Origin of the sequence: Clostridium sp. SM-530-WT-3G, assembly GCF_012843905.1 — a bacterium.
Classification (GTDB): Bacteria; Bacillota; Clostridia; order Clostridiales; family Clostridiaceae; genus Clostridium.
On sequence record NZ_JABAGC010000005.1, the window covers coordinates 45432 to 66002 of the forward strand.

Annotated in this window: 15 protein-coding genes; all 15 read left to right on the plus strand. The window is 30.1% G+C overall.

Going from position 1 to position 20571, the window contains the following annotated elements:
• The first annotated feature begins 86 nt into the window (after positions 1-86).
• Positions 87-1649, plus strand: a complete 1563-nt coding sequence (locus HF850_RS03550; protein WP_347564396.1) for a VanW family protein — start codon at positions 87-89, stop codon at positions 1647-1649.
• Between the two features lie 200 nt (positions 1650-1849).
• Positions 1850-2314 (plus strand): tRNA (cytidine(34)-2'-O)-methyltransferase, encoded by a 465-nt coding sequence (locus HF850_RS03555; RefSeq protein ID WP_169104105.1) that lies wholly within the window; start codon positions 1850-1852, stop codon positions 2312-2314.
• 19 nt (positions 2315-2333) lie between these two features.
• Entirely contained in the window at positions 2334-3170 is an 837-nt protein-coding gene (locus HF850_RS03560; protein ID WP_169104172.1) for a DegV family protein, read from the plus strand.
• Positions 3171-3361: 191 nt separating this feature from the next.
• Positions 3362-4729, plus strand: coding sequence for an RNA polymerase factor sigma-54 (rpoN, locus tag HF850_RS03565; protein ID WP_169104106.1), 1368 nt, complete (start codon positions 3362-3364; stop codon positions 4727-4729).
• 229 nt (positions 4730-4958) lie between these two features.
• Complete coding sequence (locus tag HF850_RS03570) at positions 4959-6020, plus strand: sugar-binding domain-containing protein (RefSeq protein ID WP_169104107.1); 1062 nt, start codon at positions 4959-4961, stop codon at positions 6018-6020.
• Positions 6021-6084: 64 nt separating this feature from the next.
• Positions 6085-7089: a type I glyceraldehyde-3-phosphate dehydrogenase gene (gene gap, locus HF850_RS03575; protein WP_169104108.1), complete on the plus strand. Its 1005-nt coding sequence runs from the start codon at positions 6085-6087 to the stop codon at positions 7087-7089.
• Positions 7090-7226: 137 nt separating this feature from the next.
• Complete coding sequence (locus HF850_RS03580; protein ID WP_169104109.1) at positions 7227-8417, plus strand: phosphoglycerate kinase; 1191 nt, start codon at positions 7227-7229, stop codon at positions 8415-8417.
• Between the two features lie 350 nt (positions 8418-8767).
• Positions 8768-9514 (plus strand): triose-phosphate isomerase, encoded by a 747-nt coding sequence (gene tpiA / locus HF850_RS03585; RefSeq protein ID WP_169104110.1) that lies wholly within the window; start codon positions 8768-8770, stop codon positions 9512-9514.
• 337 nt (positions 9515-9851) lie between these two features.
• Positions 9852-11381 carry a methyl-accepting chemotaxis protein gene (locus HF850_RS03590; RefSeq protein ID WP_169104111.1) on the plus strand — a complete coding sequence of 510 codons (1530 nt, stop codon included), beginning with the start codon at positions 9852-9854 and terminating at the stop codon, positions 11379-11381.
• Between the two features lie 151 nt (positions 11382-11532).
• A complete protein-coding gene (gene gpmI, locus HF850_RS03595) occupies positions 11533-13071 on the plus strand; it encodes a 2,3-bisphosphoglycerate-independent phosphoglycerate mutase (protein ID WP_169104112.1) in 1539 nt (512 codons plus the stop codon).
• 127 nt (positions 13072-13198) lie between these two features.
• Positions 13199-13786, plus strand: coding sequence for a protein kinase (locus HF850_RS03600; RefSeq protein ID WP_169104113.1), 588 nt, complete (start codon positions 13199-13201; stop codon positions 13784-13786).
• A 234-nt stretch (positions 13787-14020) separates the two neighbouring features.
• Complete coding sequence (eno, locus tag HF850_RS03605) at positions 14021-15319, plus strand: phosphopyruvate hydratase (RefSeq protein ID WP_169104114.1); 1299 nt, start codon at positions 14021-14023, stop codon at positions 15317-15319.
• A 174-nt stretch (positions 15320-15493) separates the two neighbouring features.
• Complete coding sequence (gene secG / locus HF850_RS03610) at positions 15494-15724, plus strand: preprotein translocase subunit SecG (RefSeq protein WP_169104115.1); 231 nt, start codon at positions 15494-15496, stop codon at positions 15722-15724.
• Between the two features lie 228 nt (positions 15725-15952).
• Positions 15953-17977, plus strand: a complete 2025-nt coding sequence (locus HF850_RS03615) for a sodium-translocating pyrophosphatase (RefSeq protein WP_169104116.1) — start codon at positions 15953-15955, stop codon at positions 17975-17977.
• A gap of 282 nt (positions 17978-18259) precedes the next feature.
• The gene (gene rnr / locus HF850_RS03620; RefSeq protein ID WP_169104117.1) at positions 18260-20449 is read left to right on the plus strand and encodes a ribonuclease R; all 2190 of its coding nucleotides are present in this window, start codon (positions 18260-18262) and stop codon (positions 20447-20449) included.
• Positions 20450-20571: the final 122 nt, after the last annotated feature.

A 20571-nucleotide genomic window follows, 5' to 3' on the forward strand; every position in this document is an offset into this window, starting at 1 on the left:
ATTTGCAGAGCAGTGTAGATTGTCATCAATTATGTATTAATAAATTTACATATTTTTATAAATTCTTTGGAAGGGGAAGGCAATTAGTGAGAAGTAGTTATGAAAAAAAAACTAGGATTTCCAAGAAGAAATCAGCTAGAAGAAAGGGGATACTTATTTCTAGTGCAGCATTAGTAATTGTATTAGCTGGGATGTCAGCTTACTACATATCTGTAAATAATGCTATTGAAAAATGGAATGATAAAATATACCCAGGGGTTATGGTTCAAAACATAGATATTGGAGGGATGACTAAAGAAGAGGCGGAAGCAAAATTAAAGTCAGAGCTTGTTGGTCCAATAAGTGATAAAAAGCTTAAAATTAATGTACAAGATAAAACATTTGAGTTGGTTTATTCAGATATAGATCCAGATTATGATTTAGATTCTACAGTTGATGAAGCTTATAATTTTGGGAAAGAATATGGAATAGTACATAAATATGCAGCTATTAAGGGTAAGAAAAAAGCTGATATAGAAATGAAATTTAGTTATAATGATGATAAACTTAAAGATTTTGAAAAAAATTTAATAAATGAAGTAAGCGAGTCTCCTAAAAATGCTACTCTTTTGATAAAAGGAGGAAATATTTCAGTAGAACCGGAAGTAGATGGTATAACTATTAATGAAGATCAACTTGATTCAACACTTAAAGAAGCTATAAATGGAATAGTGGGTTCTGAAGAAACTGTAGTAGTTGAGCCTGAAGTGACAAAAGCAGAGATTACATCAGAAGATTTATCCAAAATAAATGGAGTTATAGGATCATTCTCAACAAGTTATGGTACTTCAGCACCAGGGAGATGCAGTAATATAGAATTAGCAACAAAAAAAATTAACGGAACAATTGTTATGCCTGGAGAAGTATTCAGCTTTAATGAGGTAGTTGGTCCAAGAACAGAAGAAGCAGGGTTCAAAGAAGCAGGAACATACGTTGGAAATAAAGTAGAGCCTGGCATTGGTGGGGGTATATGCCAAGTTTCAACAACTTTATATAGGGCAGTTATGAGATCTAACATAAGGTCAACTGAAAGAACAAATCATTCTATGTCTGTTGGATATGCAACACCAGGATTAGACGCAACAGTTGCATATGGATATTTAGATTATAAATTTAAAAATACATACGATTTCCCAATCTATATTCAAGGAATAACAGGCGGAAAAGTTGTAACATATAACATATATGGGGATCCAAGTGCATTAAATGGAAAAACTTACGATATGGCAAGTGATATATTAGAAACATTACCACCAGAAACAAAGATTGTTGAAGATAATACTTTAGAACAAGGGAAAGAGATTAATGAAGGTGGAGGAATGACTGGATATAAGACAATTGCATATCAGATAACATATGAAAATGGTGTAGAAACTAAGAGAGAAATAGTTTCTAGAGACACTTATGCTAAAGTTGATGTAGTGGTTAAGAAAGGAACTAAACCACTTGCTCCAGCTAATGATACAACACCTCCTGCTGATGGAAGTACAGCAGAACCAGAAAATGCTGCAGTAGGTCCAGTTAATTCTAATAATACTAGTACAAACGTTAATGCAAATGCTACTACAAATACTAGTAATACAGCTGGAAATTCTACTTCTATAAATTAAAGATGAAAATTGAAATAAATGTACAGATTATTTTATAATACTGGAATAAAGACAGATTTAAAATAAAAATGTACATTTATTTTTCTGATAAATTATTATAAGTAAACTGTGAAATGAAATTTTGACTTGTAATAAACCATATAGTATAATTTTAAGATAAACTAGAGATTATTAACAAGAAAATTAAAGAAGGTGAAACTTTGAATTTAAATATAGTATTGTATCAGCCAGAAATACCACAAAATACAGGAAATATTGCAAGAACTTGTGTATTAACTGATAGTAAATTACATTTAATTAAACCACTTGGATTTGATATTGATGAAAAGCATGTAAGAAGAGCAGGATTAGATTACTGGGATCAGTTAAATTTAGAGATACATGAGAGTTATGAGGATTTTCTAAATAAGTATGGAAGTGAAAGAATCTTTTTAGCAACTACTCATGAAAAAGGAACTCATTATGATGAAATTGAATTCCAAGAAGGAGATTTTATCATGTTTGGAAGAGAAACATGTGGAGTGCCTGAGGATGTACATGAGAGACATAGTGGTTTAAGAGTACCTATGATAAAATCAAGTACTAGAAGTTTAAACTTATCTAATACTGTAGCAATAGTAGCTTATGAAGCATTAAGACAATTAGGATTCCCAAATATGAAATAAATGAAGAGGAATGAAGATGATGGAAAAGATAAAGATTATAACAGACAGTACTGCAGATTTACCACAGGAATTATATGATAAATATGATATAGAAGTTCTTCCAGTAGTAATTAACTTTGGAGAAGAAAGTTATTTTGATAGAATTGATATTAATGCAGAGATGTTACTTAATAGACTGAAGACTGAAAAGGAACTTCCTACTACAGGACAGATAATTCCAAATAGATTTATTGACTGCTTCAATAAATATTTAGACCAAGGATATAAGATTATTGCAATTTTAATGTCATCAGTAATGAGTGGAACATATCAATCAGCATGTATTGCAAAGAATGCTATTGAAAGTGATGATATATTCATAGTTGATTCTCAAAATATAGCACCAGCATTAGGAATACAAGTATTAAAAGCATGTACGCTTTTAGACCAGGGTTATAGTGCTGAAGAAATGGTGGCTGAATTAGAAGATAAAAAGTATAAAGTAGAAACAAGAATGTGTTTTGAATCATTAGATAATCTTATTAAGGGTGGAAGAATATCCAAAACAGCTGGAGTTGTAGGAACAGTTTTAGGAGTTAAACTTGTACTAAATATAAAAGATGGAATAATGTCAGTGAAAGACAAGGTTAGAGGAAGTAAAAAGGCATTTAAAAAGATAATTAGTGACTTTGAAGAATGCGAATTAGACCCTAGTGTTCCAGTTTTATTAGTTTATGCTAGTGATATAGAAATAAAAAAAGATTTTGTAGAATATCTTGAAAACAATAATATAAATTATATAGAATGTCCACTTGGATCTACTGTATGTGTTCATTCAGGGCCTGATTGTTGTGGATTAGTGTTTTTAAAGAAATAATAATTATTAAAATGAGAGTTGGTAATATTTACTTTTTAGATTGTAATATTATCTGCTCTTTTTTTGTAAATAATTATAAGGATACTTGAAGCAATAGTAAAAAAAAGGTTATACTAGAAATATAATATATAAGGGGATTAGATGTATTTTGTGAATACGTTTAAATTATATTGTAGATAAGGGTGGGGATTATGGATTTAGACTATAATTTAGAAATTAAGCAGGAACAGAAAATGATATTAACTCAAAATATGCAGCAATCAATAAAGCTTTTACAGATGTCTATGTATGACTTAAGAGAATATATTGATAATCAGTATTCTGAAAATCCAGTATTAGAAATGGAGGAATCGCAAACAGAAAATGATGAGTATATTAAAAATAAATCTATAATAAAAGATTTTATTTATGATATTGATGGAGATGTTGATAGAAGTGAAATAAATTATTCTAAAGATGAACAAGTATCGCTATTAAATTTTATAGAAAAGAAAAAATCATTAAAAGAGTATCTTTATGAGCAACTTGTAGAAGTTGATGAAAATCCATATAAAATTGGAATAGCAAAGTATATAATTGAATCTCTTAATTCAAGTGGATATCTTGAAATTAAAACAAGCGAAATAGCAAAAGAGATTAAAAGTTCAAAGTTTGATGTTGAAGAAGGGTTAAAAATCGTACAGTCTTTAGAGCCATATGGAATTGGAGCTAGAAATATTCAAGAGTGTCTTCTTATTCAAAGTATGAAATTAAATATTTTAGATGATATTATAAAAGAGATGATTTTATATCATTTGGAGGATATAGCCCAAAATAAGTATGATGCAATAGCTAGAAAGTTTAATATATCTATAAGAGAAGCACAAAGATATGGTGATTTAATAAAAAAACTAGAACCTAAGCCATCAAGAGGATTTTTTACAGGTGATGAGGTGAATTATACAATTACAGATGCAGAAATAAAAAATATTGATGGAGAACTATATATAATAATGAATGACAGTGTATTGCCACGGCTTACAGTAAATAATACGTATAAAAGTGCATTAAATGATAAATTTGATATGGAAACCTGCTCGTATGTAAAAGAAAAGATAAATAAGGCAGTTTTTTTGATAAAAGCTATAGAACAGAGAAAGAATACTTTATACAAGGTATTAGAATGTCTTATAAATGAACAAAAAGAATTTTTTATTAAGGGACCAGAATATATAAAAGTACTAACATTAAAAGATGTAGCACAAAAAATTAAATTCCATGAATCAACTATAAGCAGGGCAATAAAAGATAAATATATATTAACAAGTTATGGTACTATTAAGATTAAAGATTTATTTTTGGGAAACATTAAATATAAAAATAATGAGAATATAATTCCTGTTAATATAAAAAATGAGATTAAAAAAATCATATCTATGGAAAATAAGAATAAGCCACTATCAGATCAAGCTATAGCTGATTGTTTAAAAGAAAAAAATGTACAAATTTCTAGAAGAACAGTGGCAAAATACAGGGAGCAATTAGGTATAAAAGCATCAAGTATGAGAAAAAGAATTTGAGGAATAATATTTATATTGATTAGATTGATATCAAATTTGTTTGAGTTTTATCAATCTAATCAATATAATGAATAATTATGATGCTAAAAAGGGAAAAGGTTTGAATTTATTTTTAAATAGAGATTTTTTTCTAATATTGAAAAAAATTTTGCATAAGGGGTTTAAAATTTTAGTAAGGTGATTTATAATAATATATGTGGGACATAATTAAATTTATATGGGACATACAATGACCAAAGGAGTGTTTAAGTTGCAGGAAATATTAGAGTTGCAAAAGAAGATAGTTCCTGAGCTTGTAAATACATTAGAAAAGAGGTATAACGTACTCAGAACAATCTATCATAATCAACCTATTGGCCGAAGAGTTCTCGCTGAGAAATTAGATGTAGGTGAGAGAGTAGTTAGAACAGAAATAGGATTTTTAAAAGAACAAGATTTAATTGATGTAAGTGCTGCAGGAATGACAGTTACTAGCGATGGAGAAGAAATTATTGTCAAGCTTAAAGATTTTATTCATGAGATAAAAGGTTTATCAGAAGTTGAAGATAGAGTTAAGACTTTACTTAATTTAAACAGGGTAATTATTGTTCCAGGAGACGTTGATAAAAACCCACTCGTTGTGAAAGACTTAGGTAAAGCATGTGCAAACTATGTAAAGGATGTACTTCATGATAATTCTATAATAGCATTAACAGGAGGAAGTACTCTTAAAGAAGTTGTAGAAGCATTTCCTAAGATAAATAATTTCTCAAATGTGCAAGTAGTTCCAGCTAGAGGTGGTATGGGTAAAAAAGTTGAAACTCAGGCTAATACACTAGCAGCTTCTTTAGCTAAAAAGTTGAATGCTACTTACAAAATGCTTCATGTTTCGGAAAACTTAAGTTTAGATATAATTGATAATTTACTTAAGGAAGAAGCTGTTAAAGGAGTAATAGATACTATACATAAAGCAGATGTTTTAATGTATGGCGTAGGTAATGCAGTTCAAATGGCCAGAAAAAGAGGAGTACCACAAGAAGAAATTGATAATTTAATTCAGAATGGTGCAGTTGGAGAAGCATTTGGATGTTATTTTGATAAAGACTCACATGTTATAACAGAAACTACCGCTATTGGAATAAAAATTAATGAAGCAAGAAACATCAAAACGCATATTGCTGTAGCTGGTGGGAAAAATAAAGTGGAGTCCATAATAGCAACTGAATACAATGACTCTACTGGTGTGCTGGTGACGGATGAAGCAACAGCAAAAGGAATTTTAGAAAGACTAGAAGAGCGATTCGGTTATTAAATTGTTTGTAAAATTTTTTTATAAAATTTTTAAAATATAAAAGCATTATTAGGAGGTAATTGATATGGTAAACGTAGCAATTAATGGTTTTGGAAGAATAGGAAGATTAGCTTTAAGATTAATGATGGAACAACAAGATAAATTTAATGTTGTAGCTATCAACGATTTAACAGATGCTAAAATGTTAGCACACTTATTTAAATATGATTCAGCTCAAGGAAGATTTAACGGAGAAATCGAAGTTAAAGAAGGAGCTTTCGTAGTAAACGGAAAAGAAATCAAAGTTACTGCAAATGCTAACCCAGCTGAATTACCATGGGGAGAATTAAATGTAGATATCGTTTTAGAATGTACTGGATTCTTTGCTTCAAAAGAAAAGGCTTCAGCTCACATCGCTGCAGGTGCTAAGAAAGTTGTTATCTCAGCTCCAGCTGGAAACGACCTACCAACAGTAGTATTTAACGTAAATCATGATATATTAAAAGCAGAAGATACAGTAATCTCAGGTGCTTCATGTACAACTAACTGCTTAGCTCCAATGGCTAAAGCATTAAACGATGCATTTGGATTACAAAAAGGATTCATGACTACAATCCACTCATACACTAACGATCAAAATACTTTAGATGCTCCACACAGAAAAGGTGATTTAAGAAGAGCTAGAGCTGCTGCAGCTTCAATCATCCCTAACTCAACTGGTGCTGCTAAAGCAATCGGATTAGTTATCCCAGAATTAGCTGGTAAATTAGACGGAGGAGCTCAAAGAGTTCCAACAATAACTGGTTCATTAACTGAATTAGTATGTACTTTAGACAAGAAAGTAACTGTTGATGAAATCAACGCTGTAATGAAAGATGCTGTTACAGAATCTTACGGATACACTGAAGACGAAATCGTATCATGCGATATTATCGGAAGCAGCTTCGGATCATTATTCGATGCAACTCAAACAAGAGTTATGGAAGTTAATGGAGAACAATTAGTTAAAGTTGCTTCTTGGTACGACAACGAAATGTCATACACTAACCAATTAATCAGAACTTTAGGATACTTCGCTAACTTAAAGTAATTTGAAATTAATTAGAACATAAAGTTATTGCGCAAACTTATGTCAAAGTAAATAAGTCTGGTTTTGTAGTATAAGGCTATAAAGCCAGACTATTTTAAAATTATCGAATAAAAAATAGTTTTTTGAGGTGAATTTAAATGAATTTCAATAAGAAGACAATAGAAGATATCGATGTAGCAGGAAAAAAAGTATTAGTAAGATGTGACTTCAATGTGCCATTAAAAGATGGAGTTATAACTGATGAAAATAGATTAAACGGAGCACTTCCAACTATAAAATATTTAGTTGATAATGGTGCAAAAGTTATACTTTGCTCACATATGGGTAAACCAAAGGGAGAACCAAAGCCAGAATTATCTTTAGCTCCAGTTGCTAAGAGATTAAGCGAAATGCTTGGTAAAGAAGTAAAATTTGCTCCAGATGACAACGTTGTTGGAGAAAATGCAAAAGCTGCAGTAGCTGCAATGAAAGATGGAGATGTAGTATTATTAGAAAATACTAGATACAGAAAAGAAGAAACTAAGAATGGTGAAGAATTCTCTAAAGAATTAGCTTCTTTAGCTGATATATTCGTAAATGATGCATTCGGTACAGCTCACAGAGCTCACTGCTCAACAGTTGGAGTAACTGATTACTTAGATACAGCTGTATGTGGATACTTAATCCAAAAAGAATTAAAATTCTTAGGAGATGCTATTGAAAATCCACAAAGACCATTCGTTGCAATATTAGGCGGAGCTAAAGTTTCTGATAAGATTGCTGTTATTAACAATTTATTAGATAAAGTTAACACTATCATCATTGGTGGAGGAATGGCTTACACATTCTTAAAAGCTCAAGGATATGAAATAGGAACTTCATTAGTTGAAGAAGATAGACTTGAATATGCTAAAGAAATGATTGCTAAAGCTGAAGAAAAAGGAGTTAAATTCTTATTACCAGTAGACCATAGAGTTGCTACTGAATTCAAAGATGTTCCTGCAACAATAACTGAAGACCAAAACATTCCAGCTGGAAACATGGGATTAGATATTGGACCTAAGACTGAAGCTTTATATGCTGAAGCTATTAAAGATGCTAAGACAGTTATCTGGAATGGACCAATGGGTGTATTCGAATTCGAAAACTACAATAAGGGAACAATTGCAGTAGCTAAAGCTATGGCAGAAGCTGATGCAACTACTATAATTGGTGGTGGAGATAGTGCTGCTGCTGTTAATATATTAGGATTTGGAGATAAGATGACTCACATCTCAACTGGTGGTGGAGCTTCTCTAGAATTCTTAGAAGGTAAAGTATTACCAGGAATAGCTGCATTAAACGACTAATTTAAAAAATAAATTTGAATTAGATAGTTATATATTTTTATAGATTAGAAGTTTTGATTTACAGTTAATGAAATATTATAGTAATTACAAAAGTATTTAAAATTAATAATATTATTGTGTATGGTAAATTCGACGGGATTTTAGAGGTTTTCGGCCAAAAACTTCATCATTACATAATAATGAATTATTGATTAGAAAATATTAAATAACCATGGAATATAGATTTAGCGGTAATAATGAACTTAAGAGAATCTGATCAATTCTCTTAAGTTCATAAAACTAATAATACATAAAAACAAAATGATATCTAATTTATTGTATTATAAATTATAAATTATGAGGTGGATACAATGAGAAAGGCAATTATAGCTGGAAACTGGAAAATGAACAAAACTGTTGATGAAGCAGTTAAAATGATTGAAGAATTAAAACCATTAGTAAAAGATGCAACATGTGATGTAGTAGTATGTCCTACATTTGTATGCTTAGATGCTGTTAAAAAAGCATGCGAAGGATCAAACATAAAAGTTGCTGCTCAAAACATGCACTTTGAAGAAAGTGGAGCATTCACAGGAGAAGTTGCTCCAGGAATGTTAGAAGCAATGGGAATTGACTATGTTATCTTAGGACATAGTGAAAGAAGAGAATATTTCAACGAAACTGATGAAGCATTAAATAAGAAAGTTAAAGCTGCATTTGCTCATAACTTAACTCCAATCCTTTGCTGTGGAGAAACTTTAGAACAAAGAGAAGCTGGAGTTACAGATGACTTTATAGCTTGCCAAATAAAAGTTGATATGGCTGGATTAACTAACGAACAAGCAGCAAAAGTTGTTATAGCTTATGAACCAATCTGGGCTATCGGAACTGGAAAAACTGCTACTAAAGAACAAGCAAACGAAACTATTTCTGCTATAAGAAAAGTTGTAGAAGGAATGTACGGAAAAGAAGTTGCTGATGCTATAAGAATCCAATACGGCGGATCAGTTAAACCAAACACAATAAAAGACCAAATGGCTATGTCTGATATAGATGGAGCTTTAGTTGGTGGAGCTAGCTTAAAAGCTGAAGATTTCTCAGCAATAGTTAACTACTAAAATATATCAATTACCTAAAAAAATAGAGCTTTTGAAGTTTAACTTCAAAGGCTCTATTTTTTTAGTTTTTTTTATAAACCAATTAAAAATTAATAATTAGTGATTGATGGAATAGGCAATAAATTTTGATGATAAAAATTTAATTATTCTAACGATATAAAAATAGAAATACATAAAAAAATGGATAAAAATGTATTATTGATAAGTATATAAATAAATTATTTTATCAAATATACATGAAGATAAATAGAAATTTATAAAAAAAATTTAGTTAAATTGAGATTATAATGTTTTAATGGTATAATATCTCATAAATAAATCATAAAGGAAGGAACATATGAAGAGTAATAAAGTATTATTAAAGAATGAATTAAACGCAAATATATTCACAGCAAGAGTTATGAGAATGACTTGTATATTTTTGGTGGTGGCTCAACTATTAAATTATTTGAATATATTTACAGTGACAAAGTCAGTAATGACAGCAACAGTTATATTAGGAATTATAATGCTTCTTATACCAACATTGATGGTTGATGTACTAAAGTTAGAAAAAAATTATGTGAAATACGTAGCGCTTACATGTTCTGTAATAGCTATTGGGATACTTAATGTAACATTATCTCATCATGTAATATTATTATTTTTATTCCCTTTAACATTATCTTGTTTGTATTTTTCAAAAAAAATTACTTTTGTGGTTTTATGTGAGATAATAGTAGTAACAATTATTTCTCAAATAATGGCGTTTTTATTTAATTTCACAAAGGATAATAATATAGATACGGTAATGGAATTGGTGTATTTTGGATTGGTACCAAGACTTATGGAAGTTTTGGCGCTTGCATTAATATTAATACATATTAATGCAAGAACATCTGTATTATTAAAAAATGTTATAGATTCGCAAAGTAAAAGCGAAGATATGATTGATGAAATGAAAAATGTTTCAGAAAAATCAGCAGATATGTCAAAAGAGTTAATTCAAAGTTTAGATATATTATCAAAAGTTACTAGTGACATATCTTCTACTAATGAAATGATTGTATGTAATTCAAAAGAATTAAGAAATGGATCTTCAGAGGCTATTATACATATAAGCGAGGCAAATAGTAATATTGACCATATAAATAATGGAATAGTAGAACTTTCAAATGAAAGTAGAAGTGTATATGATTTGTCAAATGATGTTAAAAGAATAACAATGACTAATTCTGAAATGATGAATATAGCAGCTGAAAAAATGGTTACAATAAATGAAAGTACAAATGATACTAAGGAAATAATAAATATTTTAGGTGATAAATCTAAGGAAATAGTAGGGATTGTTAATCTTATAAGTGAAATATCATCTCAGACAAATTTATTAGCACTTAATGCAGCGATAGAATCTGCAAGGGCAGGGGAAGCTGGAAAAGGTTTTGCGGTAGTAGCTGAAGAAGTTAGAAAATTAGCTGAAGAATCGCAAAATGCAGTAAGTAATATAGATAACATAATTAAAGAGGTTATAGTAAATACTAATAAAGCAGTACGATCAATGGATAATAATGCAGAATTAGTTAATAAGGGCCTTGAATCTATGGTACAAGCTAAAAAATCATCAGATGAAGTTTTACTAGCAAATGAACAAATGAGCATGAGGCTAGAAAAAATACAGAAAATTACCGAAAATGTTATGGTAAGCAGTAGTGATATTGTAAATATTGTTGGACAAGTTAGAAGTATATGCAATAGAAGTTTAAATGGAATAGAAAGCGTTTTTGAAGCTACTAATGGAGAGGGTGAAGCAATTCAGAAACTAGTTGAATTAGTATCAGTTATTGAAAGAATAACTGATGAATTAAAAATATTAGTTGAAAGAAATTAAAATGCCTAGGTCATATATAATATTTTTTTCGCATATATTATAAGTTAAGTTGCAATAAATCGCGAAAAATAATATAATTAAGTCGTTAAAATGTAGATAAAATAACGAAATGTTTTATGATTTAAAAAAGAAAATTTGGAGGGATAGGAATATGTCAAAGAAGCCAGTTATGTTAATGATATTAGATGGTTTTGGAATAGCACCAAAATCAGAAGGAAATGCTGTAGCTTTAGCTAAAAAACCTAATTTTGATAAATTAACTAAAGAATATCCAACTGCACAATTACAAGCTAGTGGATTACAAGTTGGTCTTCCAGAAGGTCAAATGGGTAACTCAGAAGTTGGACATTTAAATATAGGGTCAGGTAGAATAGTATACCAAGAATTAACTAGAATAACTAAAGCCATTAATGATGGAGAATTCTTTGAAAATGAAGCTCTTAAATTAGCTATGGAAAATGCAAAGAAACCAGGAGCAGCATTACACTTAATGGGTCTATTATCTGATGGTGGAGTTCACTCTCATATAGATCACTTAAGAGGACTTTTAGAATTCGCTAAAAGAGAAGGCGTTCAAAATGTATATGTTCATGCATTTATGGATGGTAGAGATGTTCCACCTTCATCAGGAAAGGAATTCATTGAAAAGACAGAAGCTATGATGGCTGAAATTGGAGTAGGTAAAATAGCTACTGTAAGTGGTAGATACTATGCAATGGATAGAGATAATAGATGGGAAAGAGTAGAATTAGCTTACAATGCTATGGTTTTAGGTAAAGGTGAAACTGCTACAAGTGCAGTAGAAGCTATTGAAAACTCATACCATGATAATAAAACAGATGAGTTCGTATTACCAACAGTTATAACTGAAGATGGTAAGCCAGTAGCTCATATTAAAAATGGAGATTCAGTTGTATTCTTTAACTTTAGACCAGATAGAGCAAGAGAAATAACTAGAGCTATAAATGATAAAGAATTCACAGGATTTAAGAGAGAAACTTTAAATCTTACTTTTGTAACTATGACTCAATATGATAAAACTTTAGAAGGCGTTCATATCGCATATAAACCACAAGTATTAACTAATACTCTTGGTGAATATTTAAGCAAGAATGGAAAAACTCAATTAAGAATTGCTGAAACTGAAAAATATGCTCACGTTACTTTCTTCTTCAATGGTGGAGTTGAAAAAGAAAATGAAGGTGAAGACAGAAAAGTTATTCCTTCACCAAAGGTTGCGACTTATGATTTAAAACCTGAAATGAGTGCTTATGAAGTAACAGAAGAATTACTTGAAAGATTAGATAGCGATAAATATGATGTTATAATCTTAAATTTTGCTAACCCAGATATGGTTGGTCATACAGGTGTTGTTGATGCAGCTGTTAAGGCTATAGAAGCTGTTGATGAATGTTTAGGAAACATAGTAGATAAAGTTTTAGAAAAGGATGGAACAGTATTTATAACTGCTGACCATGGTAATGCTGAAACTGAAATAGATTTCTCAACAGGAAATCCATTTACAGCTCATACTACTAATCCAGTTCCACTTGTGTGGGTATCAAACCATACAGAAGGAAAAACGCTTAAAGATGGTAAGTTAGCAGATTTAGCTCCAACAATGTTAAATGTATTAGGATTACCAGTACCAGCAGAAATGACTGGAGAAAACTTAATAGTAAATAAATAGTTTGTAAAAAGTGCTGCTTTGCAGCACTTTTTTAGTTAGCAATTAACAAGTAACAGTTAACTAAAATATTGGTTCTATTTTACGAGTATTTTCAATATATTAGTAAAAAAAGAGTAGGATTGATTGTATGAAGAAAAATTTTGCATATTCTGCTGATTTTGATGAAGATACAGAGATACTGTTTAGAGAAGCTACATATTTAGGGCAAGGAAATAATGGAATAGTTTATAAATTGCCAGGTAATAAAGTAATTAAGCTCTTTTTAAGTCCTAAAGTTTGTAATGATGAGGGAAGTATATTAGTTAAAACGAAAGAATCTAAATATTTTCCTAAAATATATAAAAAGGGCAGATTGTATATTGTCAGGGAAATGGTTCAAGGTGAACAACTTGATAAATATATAAAGAAAAATGGATTAAGTGATAAGTTGATAGAAAATATCTATAATCTATTAAAGGAATTTAGAAGATTAAAATTTAAGAAAATCGATACAAGATGTAAAGATATATTAGTATCGGAAGATGAAAGTCTTATGATTATAGATCCTAAAAAAGCATATGTAAGAAAAATGGATTATCCAAGACATTTAATGAAGGGGTTATATAAGTTAGGTACTTTAGATAGGTTTTTTACTGGATTAAATGAAATTGATAAGAAGGCTTCTAGGGAATGGAAAGAAAAATTTTATAAATATTGTGATTCAGAAGAAATTTAGATGATATTTTAATGCGTTATTTTTTATATCGCATTTTTTATTTTGAATAATATTAATATGAACAAGGATATAATTCCGGTTTTTAAAATTTTTATTGGTAAATTAAGCTATAACTTTGTTGTGAATATTTCTAAATGGAATTACTAATAATATTATGGTAAATCAAAATCATGTAATAATGATCTGACTGAATTTATTAATTATTATTTATTAAAATTTGAGGAGGGTAATATTATGAAAGATTATTTAGAAATCATTGATGTTGTAGCTAGGCAAATTATAGATTCAAGGTGTTTCCCAACTGTAGAAGTAGAAATCTATCTTGAAGATGGAACTATGGGAAGAGCAGCTGTACCATCAGGGGCTTCTACTGGTATGTATGAAGCAGTAGAACTAAGAGATGGAGATAAAAATGTATTTTTAGGTAAAGGTGTTTTGAATGCAGTAAATAATGTAAATGAAATTATTGCAGAAGAATTAATTGGATGTAATGTATTTGATCAGACTTATATTGACAATATGCTTATAGAATTAGATGGTACAAATAATAAAGGAAAATTAGGAGCAAATGCTATACTTGGAGTATCACTTGCTGTAGCCAATGCAGCAGCAAATGCTTTAGGATTACCTTTATATAGATATATAGGTGGAGTAAATGCAAAAGTGCTCCCAGTTCCAATGATGAATATACTAAATGGAGGATCACATGCTGATAACTCGGTTGATTTACAAGAATTTATGATTATGCCGGCTGGAGCACCAACATTCAGTGAAGCTCTTAGAATGTGTGCAGAAGTTTATCATACATTAAAGAAAATATTAAATGATAAAGGATATGCAACAGGTATTGGTGATGAAGGTGGATTTGCACCAAACTTAAAGAGTAATGCTGAAGCTCTTGATGTAATTATAGAAGCTATAGGTAAAGCCGGATATAAAGCAGGAGAAGAAATGTTTATAGCTATAGATGCAGCATCATCTGAATACTATAAAGATGGAAAATATGTTTTAGAACATGAAGGAAGAACATTAACAAGTGCTGAAATGGTAGACTTTTTTGAAGAATGGGTTAATAAGTATCCTATAATCTCAATTGAAGATGGTATGGCAGAAGAAGACTGGGATGGATGGAAGCTAATGACTGAAAGACTTGGTAAAAAGGTTCAATTAGTAGGTGATGATTTATTCGTTACTAATACTGAAAGACTTGAAAAGGGAATTCAGCTTGGTGTAGGAAACTCAATTTTAATTAAGTTAAATCAAATAGGTACATTAACAGAAACATTAAATGCTATAGAAATGGCAAATAGAGCAGGATATACAGCAGTTGTATCTCATAGAAGTGGTGAAACTGAAGATACTACAATTTCAGATTTAGTTGTTGCTGTTAATGCAGGTCAAATTAAGACTGGTGCTCCAGCAAGATCTGAAAGAGTAGCTAAGTATAATCAATTATTAAGAATTGAAGAAGAACTTGAAGATGTTGCTGAATATAGAGGAAAGAAAGCGTTTTTTAATATAAAAGAATGTTAAATATGACTAATATAAAAATGGTATAGATTAAAAATCTATACCATTTTTATATGTAAAAGTGATATAATATATATAAGCTCAGATGTGATTTTTTACTAGAGAAAAGTTGTAATGAGTAACTAAATATGATATGATTTAGATTAGACGTATTGATTATTATAGGAGGTGTAACCTATGGAAAATATATTACTAGCAATAGAAATAATATTAGGATTAGCTATTATTGTTACTATATATATGCAGCCAAGTAAAGCAGATGCACTTAGTGGATTAATTCAAGGAGCATCGGAAGATACTTTCTTTGCAAAAAACAAATCAAGAACTAAAGAAGTTATACTTGTAAGATTAACAGTATTCTTCTCAGTATTATTTGCAATAAATACACTTATAATTAATATAATATAGCAATTGTCTGAGCTACTTTATTTTTAAGTAGCTTTTTTTATATGTTAATTTATATTTTATTATGGTTACAGTATAAATATAATATATGAAACAATTTTTTTAATATATAATGCTGCAATAAATATAATACTATTAATAGAATTTTATGACATACTAATGAATATATCTATAAAGTGATTGCCTAATCTTTATACTAACTAACCTAAATTTAAATGAGGGGTGAGAGGTATGAATTTATTATATGTTTCAATTTTAATTGGTATTATTTCTATTTGTGTTGTTGCCTTTTTAGCAAAAGACATCTTGAGTAAAGATGTTGGTGATGAGAGAATGAAAGAAATTTCAGGATATATTGAAGAAGGTGCAATGGCATTTTTAAAAAAGGAATATTCCTATCTTGCAGTATTTATTGTAGTTGTAGCATTAGCTATATTGCTATTTTTAAGTCCTAAGACTGCGATTGCATTTGTTATAGGTGCAATTTTTTCTATTGTAGCAGGATATGTTGGAATGAGAATTGCTGTTAAAGCAAATGTAAGAACAGCTCAGGCTGCTAAAAATGGGATAAAGGGTGCATTAGAAGTAGCATTTTCAGGTGGTTCAGTAATGGGGTTAGGTGTTGTAGGATTAGGATTAATAGGACTTAGCTTTTTCAGTTTGGTTTATGATTTAAATGCAGAATACATTACTGGTTTTGGACTTGGAGCATCATCTATAGCTTTATTTGCTAGAGTTGGTGGAGGTATATATACAAAAGCAGCTGATGTTGGTGCAGACTTAGTTGGAAAAGTTGAGGCTGGAATTCCAGAAGATGATCCTAGAAATCCAGCAGTTATAGCTGATAATGTTGGTGACAATGTTGGTGATGTTGCAGGAATGGGAGCTGATTTATTTGAATCTTATGTAGGGTCAATTATTTCTGCAATTACATTAGGAGCAGCACTATCAAGTACCTTTGGTAAAAATATAATAATATTCCCTATATTATTATCAGCAGTTGGTATTTTAGCTTCATTGGTAGGTATAATATACGTTAAGTTGTATAAAGGAGACAATCCACAGAAGGCTTTAAATGGTGGGACTGCAATTTCGGGAATAATAGTACTTGTAGTTGGTTTTATTTTATGTAATGGTATGCTTGGAAATTTGAAGATATTTATACCTATAATTTCAGGATTGATAGTAGGACTTGCAATTGGTAAGATTACTGAATATTTTACTTCATCAGATTTTAAATCAGTAAAATTAATTGCAGATGAATCGAAGACTGGTCCTGCAACTAATATAATATCAGGATTGGCAGTAGGTATGAAATCAACAGTTCCACCAATATTATTGATAGTTGTAGGAATAATTATTTCTTACTATGGCATAGGTGGAGCTAAGGATACTGCTCTTGGATTATATGGTATAGCACTTTCAGCAGTTGGAATGTTATCTACAACAGCTACTACAGTAGCTGTTGATGCATATGGACCAATAGCAGATAATGCTGGAGGCATTGCAGAAATGAGTAATTTAGATGAAAGTGTAAGAGAAATTACAGATAAGCTTGATTCAGTTGGAAATACAACAGCAGCTATAGGAAAAGGGTTTGCTATAGGTTCAGCAGCACTTACAGCATTAGCATTATTTGCTTCATATTCTCAAGCTGTAAAACTTGAAACTATAAATTTACTTAATCCATTAACTTTAGTTGGAGTATTACTTGGAGGTATGCTTCCATTCTTATTTGGAGCACTTACAATGCAATCTGTAGGTAAGGCAGCTACAGAAATGGTTGAAGAAGTAAGACATCAATTTAAAGAAAAGAAAGGCATATTAGAAGGTACTGAGAAACCAGATTATTCTAGATGTGTTGCTATATCAACTAATGCAGCATTAAGAAAAATGATTTTACCAGGAATATTAGCAATTATTTCACCACTTCTTACAGGATTATTATTAGGTACTGAGGCTCTTGCAGGTTTAATTGGTGGTGGAGTTTTAGCAGGTGTATTACTTGCTATAATGATGGCTAATGCTGGTGGAGCATGGGATAATGCTAAGAAGTATATTGAAACAGGTGTTAATGGTGGTAAGGGAAGCGACCCTCATAAAGCAGCTGTTGTTGGTGATACTGTTGGTGATCCTTTTAAAGATACATCAGGCCCAGCAATGAATATATTAATAAAATTAATGACAATAGTTTCAGTTGTATTTGCACCATTAATTGCAACATATGGTGGATTATTAATAAATCTTTTTAAATAATTATGTAGAAATATTTAAATAATAGAAAAAGAATCTATATTGAATGATATATTAATTCAATATAGATTCTTTTTTAATTATACGTAGAATATATAGAGATTTAAAATATAAAAAATTATTGATTGATATAAAAAAATTAAATATGTCAATACTAATAAATAGTATATAAAAACTATAATGTGTTATATTATTGTGGTAGTATATAGTTATACAGAATAATATATAGTAAATTGTATTATAGTGCTATTTATTGCACTATAATTTTTTATAAGGAGGATAATTATGGGAATTAAACAAACGCTAGCTAACTTTATGAGAGAGCCTGCCTATAATCCTATGGATATAGAAGAACTAATTGCAATATTTGATATAAAGAAACATGAATATACAGCTTTTAAAAAAATATTAAGAATGATGGAAAGTGAAGGTATAATAAGAAAGACCAAAAGAAATAAGTATATGATAGCTGATGGAGTGGAAAATCATGAAGAACAAGATACTAATTTAGTTATTGGAATACTTCAGGCTCATCCAAAGGGTTTTGGATTTCTTATACCTGAAGAAGAAGGACAAAAGGATGTATTTATACCAAGCAACTGTATGAATGGTGCATTTAATGGAGATAGAATTGCAGTAAAAGTTACTAGAGAAGATACAAGTACTAGAAAAAGAGAAGGTGAAGTAGTTGAAATAATAGAAAGAAATACTACAAAGATAGTTGGGGTATATGAAGATTCAAAAAACTTTGGATTTGTAGTTTCTGAAGATACTAGAATGTCACAAGATGTTTTTATATCTAAAAAAGATAGAAACAGTGCTGAAGATGGTGATGTGGTTGTAGTTAAGATAACAAAATGGCCTGAAAGAAATAGAAAGCCAGAAGGTGTTATAACAGAAATATTAGGTAAAAAAGGTGATAGAGGAATTGATATACTAACTATCATTAAGAAAAATGGTTTACCAGAAGAATTCCCTAAAAAAGTTTTAAATTATGCTGAAGAAATATCTGAAGTAATAGATGAAGAAGAATATAAGGGAAGAAGAGACTTAAGAGATTTAAGAATGGTAACAATAGATGGAGAAGATGCAAAAGATCTTGATGATGCAGTATCTATTGAAAAATTACCAAATGGAAACTTTAGGCTTGGGGTTCATATTGCAGATGTAACTCATTATGTTAAAGAAAATAGTCCTCTAGACAAAGAAGCTTTAAAGAGAGCCACTTCTGTTTATTTAATAGATAGAGTTATACCAATGCTTCCTAAAAAATTATCAAATGGAATATGCTCATTAAATCCAAGAGTAGATAGATTAACTCTAACATGTTTTATGGAAATAAATCAAAGTGGAAAAGTTGTGGATCATGAGATAGTAGAATCAGTTATTAAGACAAATGAAAGAATGACATATACTGATGTAACTAAGATATTAAAAGATCATGATGAAGAATTAATAAAGAGATATGATTATCTTTATGAAGATTTTAAGATGATGGAAGAGCTTTGCAAAATCTTAAGAGCAAAGAGAGAAAAAAGAGGAGCTATTGATTTTGAAATAGCTGAAGCTAAGATTGTATTAAATGAACTTGGCAAACCAGTTGAAATCAAACCTTATGATCGTGAAATAGCTAATAGGATGATAGAAGAATTCATGCTTGCAGCAAATGAAACTGTAGCTGAGCATATGTTTTGGACTCATGTACCATTTGTGTACAGAATTCATGAAGCTCCAGATGAAGAAAAATTAGCTAAATTTAAAGAATTTATTTACAACTTAGGGTACAATGTTCATTGGACAGAAGAAATACGTCCAAAGAGCTTCCAAGAAATATTAGAAAAAGTTAAGGGCAAGAATGAAGAAACAGTAGTAAGCACATTATTATTACGTTCTATGATGCAAGCTAGATATGCACCAGAGTGTGCAGGACACTTTGGACTTGCAGCACAGTATTATTGCCACTTTACTTCACCAATAAGAAGATATCCAGATTTACAAATTCATAGAATTATCAAAGAGCAAATTCATGGTAAAATAGATGAAAAGAGATTTAATAAATTAAAAAATATAGTTGGATTTGCAGCAAAACAGTCATCAGAAATGGAAAGAAAAGCTCAAGATGCTGAAAGAGAAGTTGATGATTTAAAGAAAGCTGAATATATGCTTGATAGAATTGGTGAGCAGTTCGAAGGAATTATTTCTTCAGTAACATCATTTGGAGTATTCGTAGAATTACCAAGTACAATTGAAGGATTAGTGCATATAACAGATCTTGATGATGATTATTATATTTATGATGAAGCTCATTTAAGTCTTGTTGGAGAAAGAACTAAGAAGGTTTATAAACTTGGAGATAAAGTAATAGTTGAATGTATTCATGTAGATATGGCTAATAGAGAGATTTTCTTTAATTTAATAGAAGATGAAGGAAATTCTGATATAGAAGAAGAATCAGAAGGCATTAAAATTAAATGAAGGAGAATGAAATACGATAGAAAGCAGCTTAGGAGCAACTAATAGGTAAGATAAGGGAGAATTAGAAGAGATTGTAGTGCAATATAAGTAAAGCATGTGCATTTCAGTTGGCAGTTAACAGT

What these genes read in the sequence shown, in the direction of transcription:
- HF850_RS03560 (WP_169104172.1), top strand. Translation starts at nt 2,334, where the DNA reads ATGGAAAAGATAAAGATTATAACAGACAGTACTGCAGATTTACCACAG.
- rpoN (WP_169104106.1), top strand. Translation starts at nt 3,362, where the DNA reads ATGGATTTAGACTATAATTTAGAAATTAAGCAGGAACAGAAAATGATA.
- HF850_RS03570 (WP_169104107.1), top strand. Translation starts at nt 4,959, where the DNA reads ATGACCAAAGGAGTGTTTAAGTTGCAGGAAATATTAGAGTTGCAAAAG.
- gap (WP_169104108.1), top strand. Translation starts at nt 6,085, where the DNA reads ATGGTAAACGTAGCAATTAATGGTTTTGGAAGAATAGGAAGATTAGCT.
- HF850_RS03580 (WP_169104109.1), top strand. Translation starts at nt 7,227, where the DNA reads ATGAATTTCAATAAGAAGACAATAGAAGATATCGATGTAGCAGGAAAA.
- tpiA (WP_169104110.1), top strand. Translation starts at nt 8,768, where the DNA reads ATGAGAAAGGCAATTATAGCTGGAAACTGGAAAATGAACAAAACTGTT.
- HF850_RS03590 (WP_169104111.1), top strand. Translation starts at nt 9,852, where the DNA reads ATGAAGAGTAATAAAGTATTATTAAAGAATGAATTAAACGCAAATATA.
- gpmI (WP_169104112.1), top strand. Translation starts at nt 11,533, where the DNA reads ATGTCAAAGAAGCCAGTTATGTTAATGATATTAGATGGTTTTGGAATA.
- HF850_RS03600 (WP_169104113.1), top strand. Translation starts at nt 13,199, where the DNA reads ATGAAGAAAAATTTTGCATATTCTGCTGATTTTGATGAAGATACAGAG.
- eno (WP_169104114.1), top strand. Translation starts at nt 14,021, where the DNA reads ATGAAAGATTATTTAGAAATCATTGATGTTGTAGCTAGGCAAATTATA.
- secG (WP_169104115.1), top strand. Translation starts at nt 15,494, where the DNA reads ATGGAAAATATATTACTAGCAATAGAAATAATATTAGGATTAGCTATT.
- HF850_RS03615 (WP_169104116.1), top strand. Translation starts at nt 15,953, where the DNA reads ATGAATTTATTATATGTTTCAATTTTAATTGGTATTATTTCTATTTGT.
- rnr (WP_169104117.1), top strand. Translation starts at nt 18,260, where the DNA reads ATGGGAATTAAACAAACGCTAGCTAACTTTATGAGAGAGCCTGCCTAT.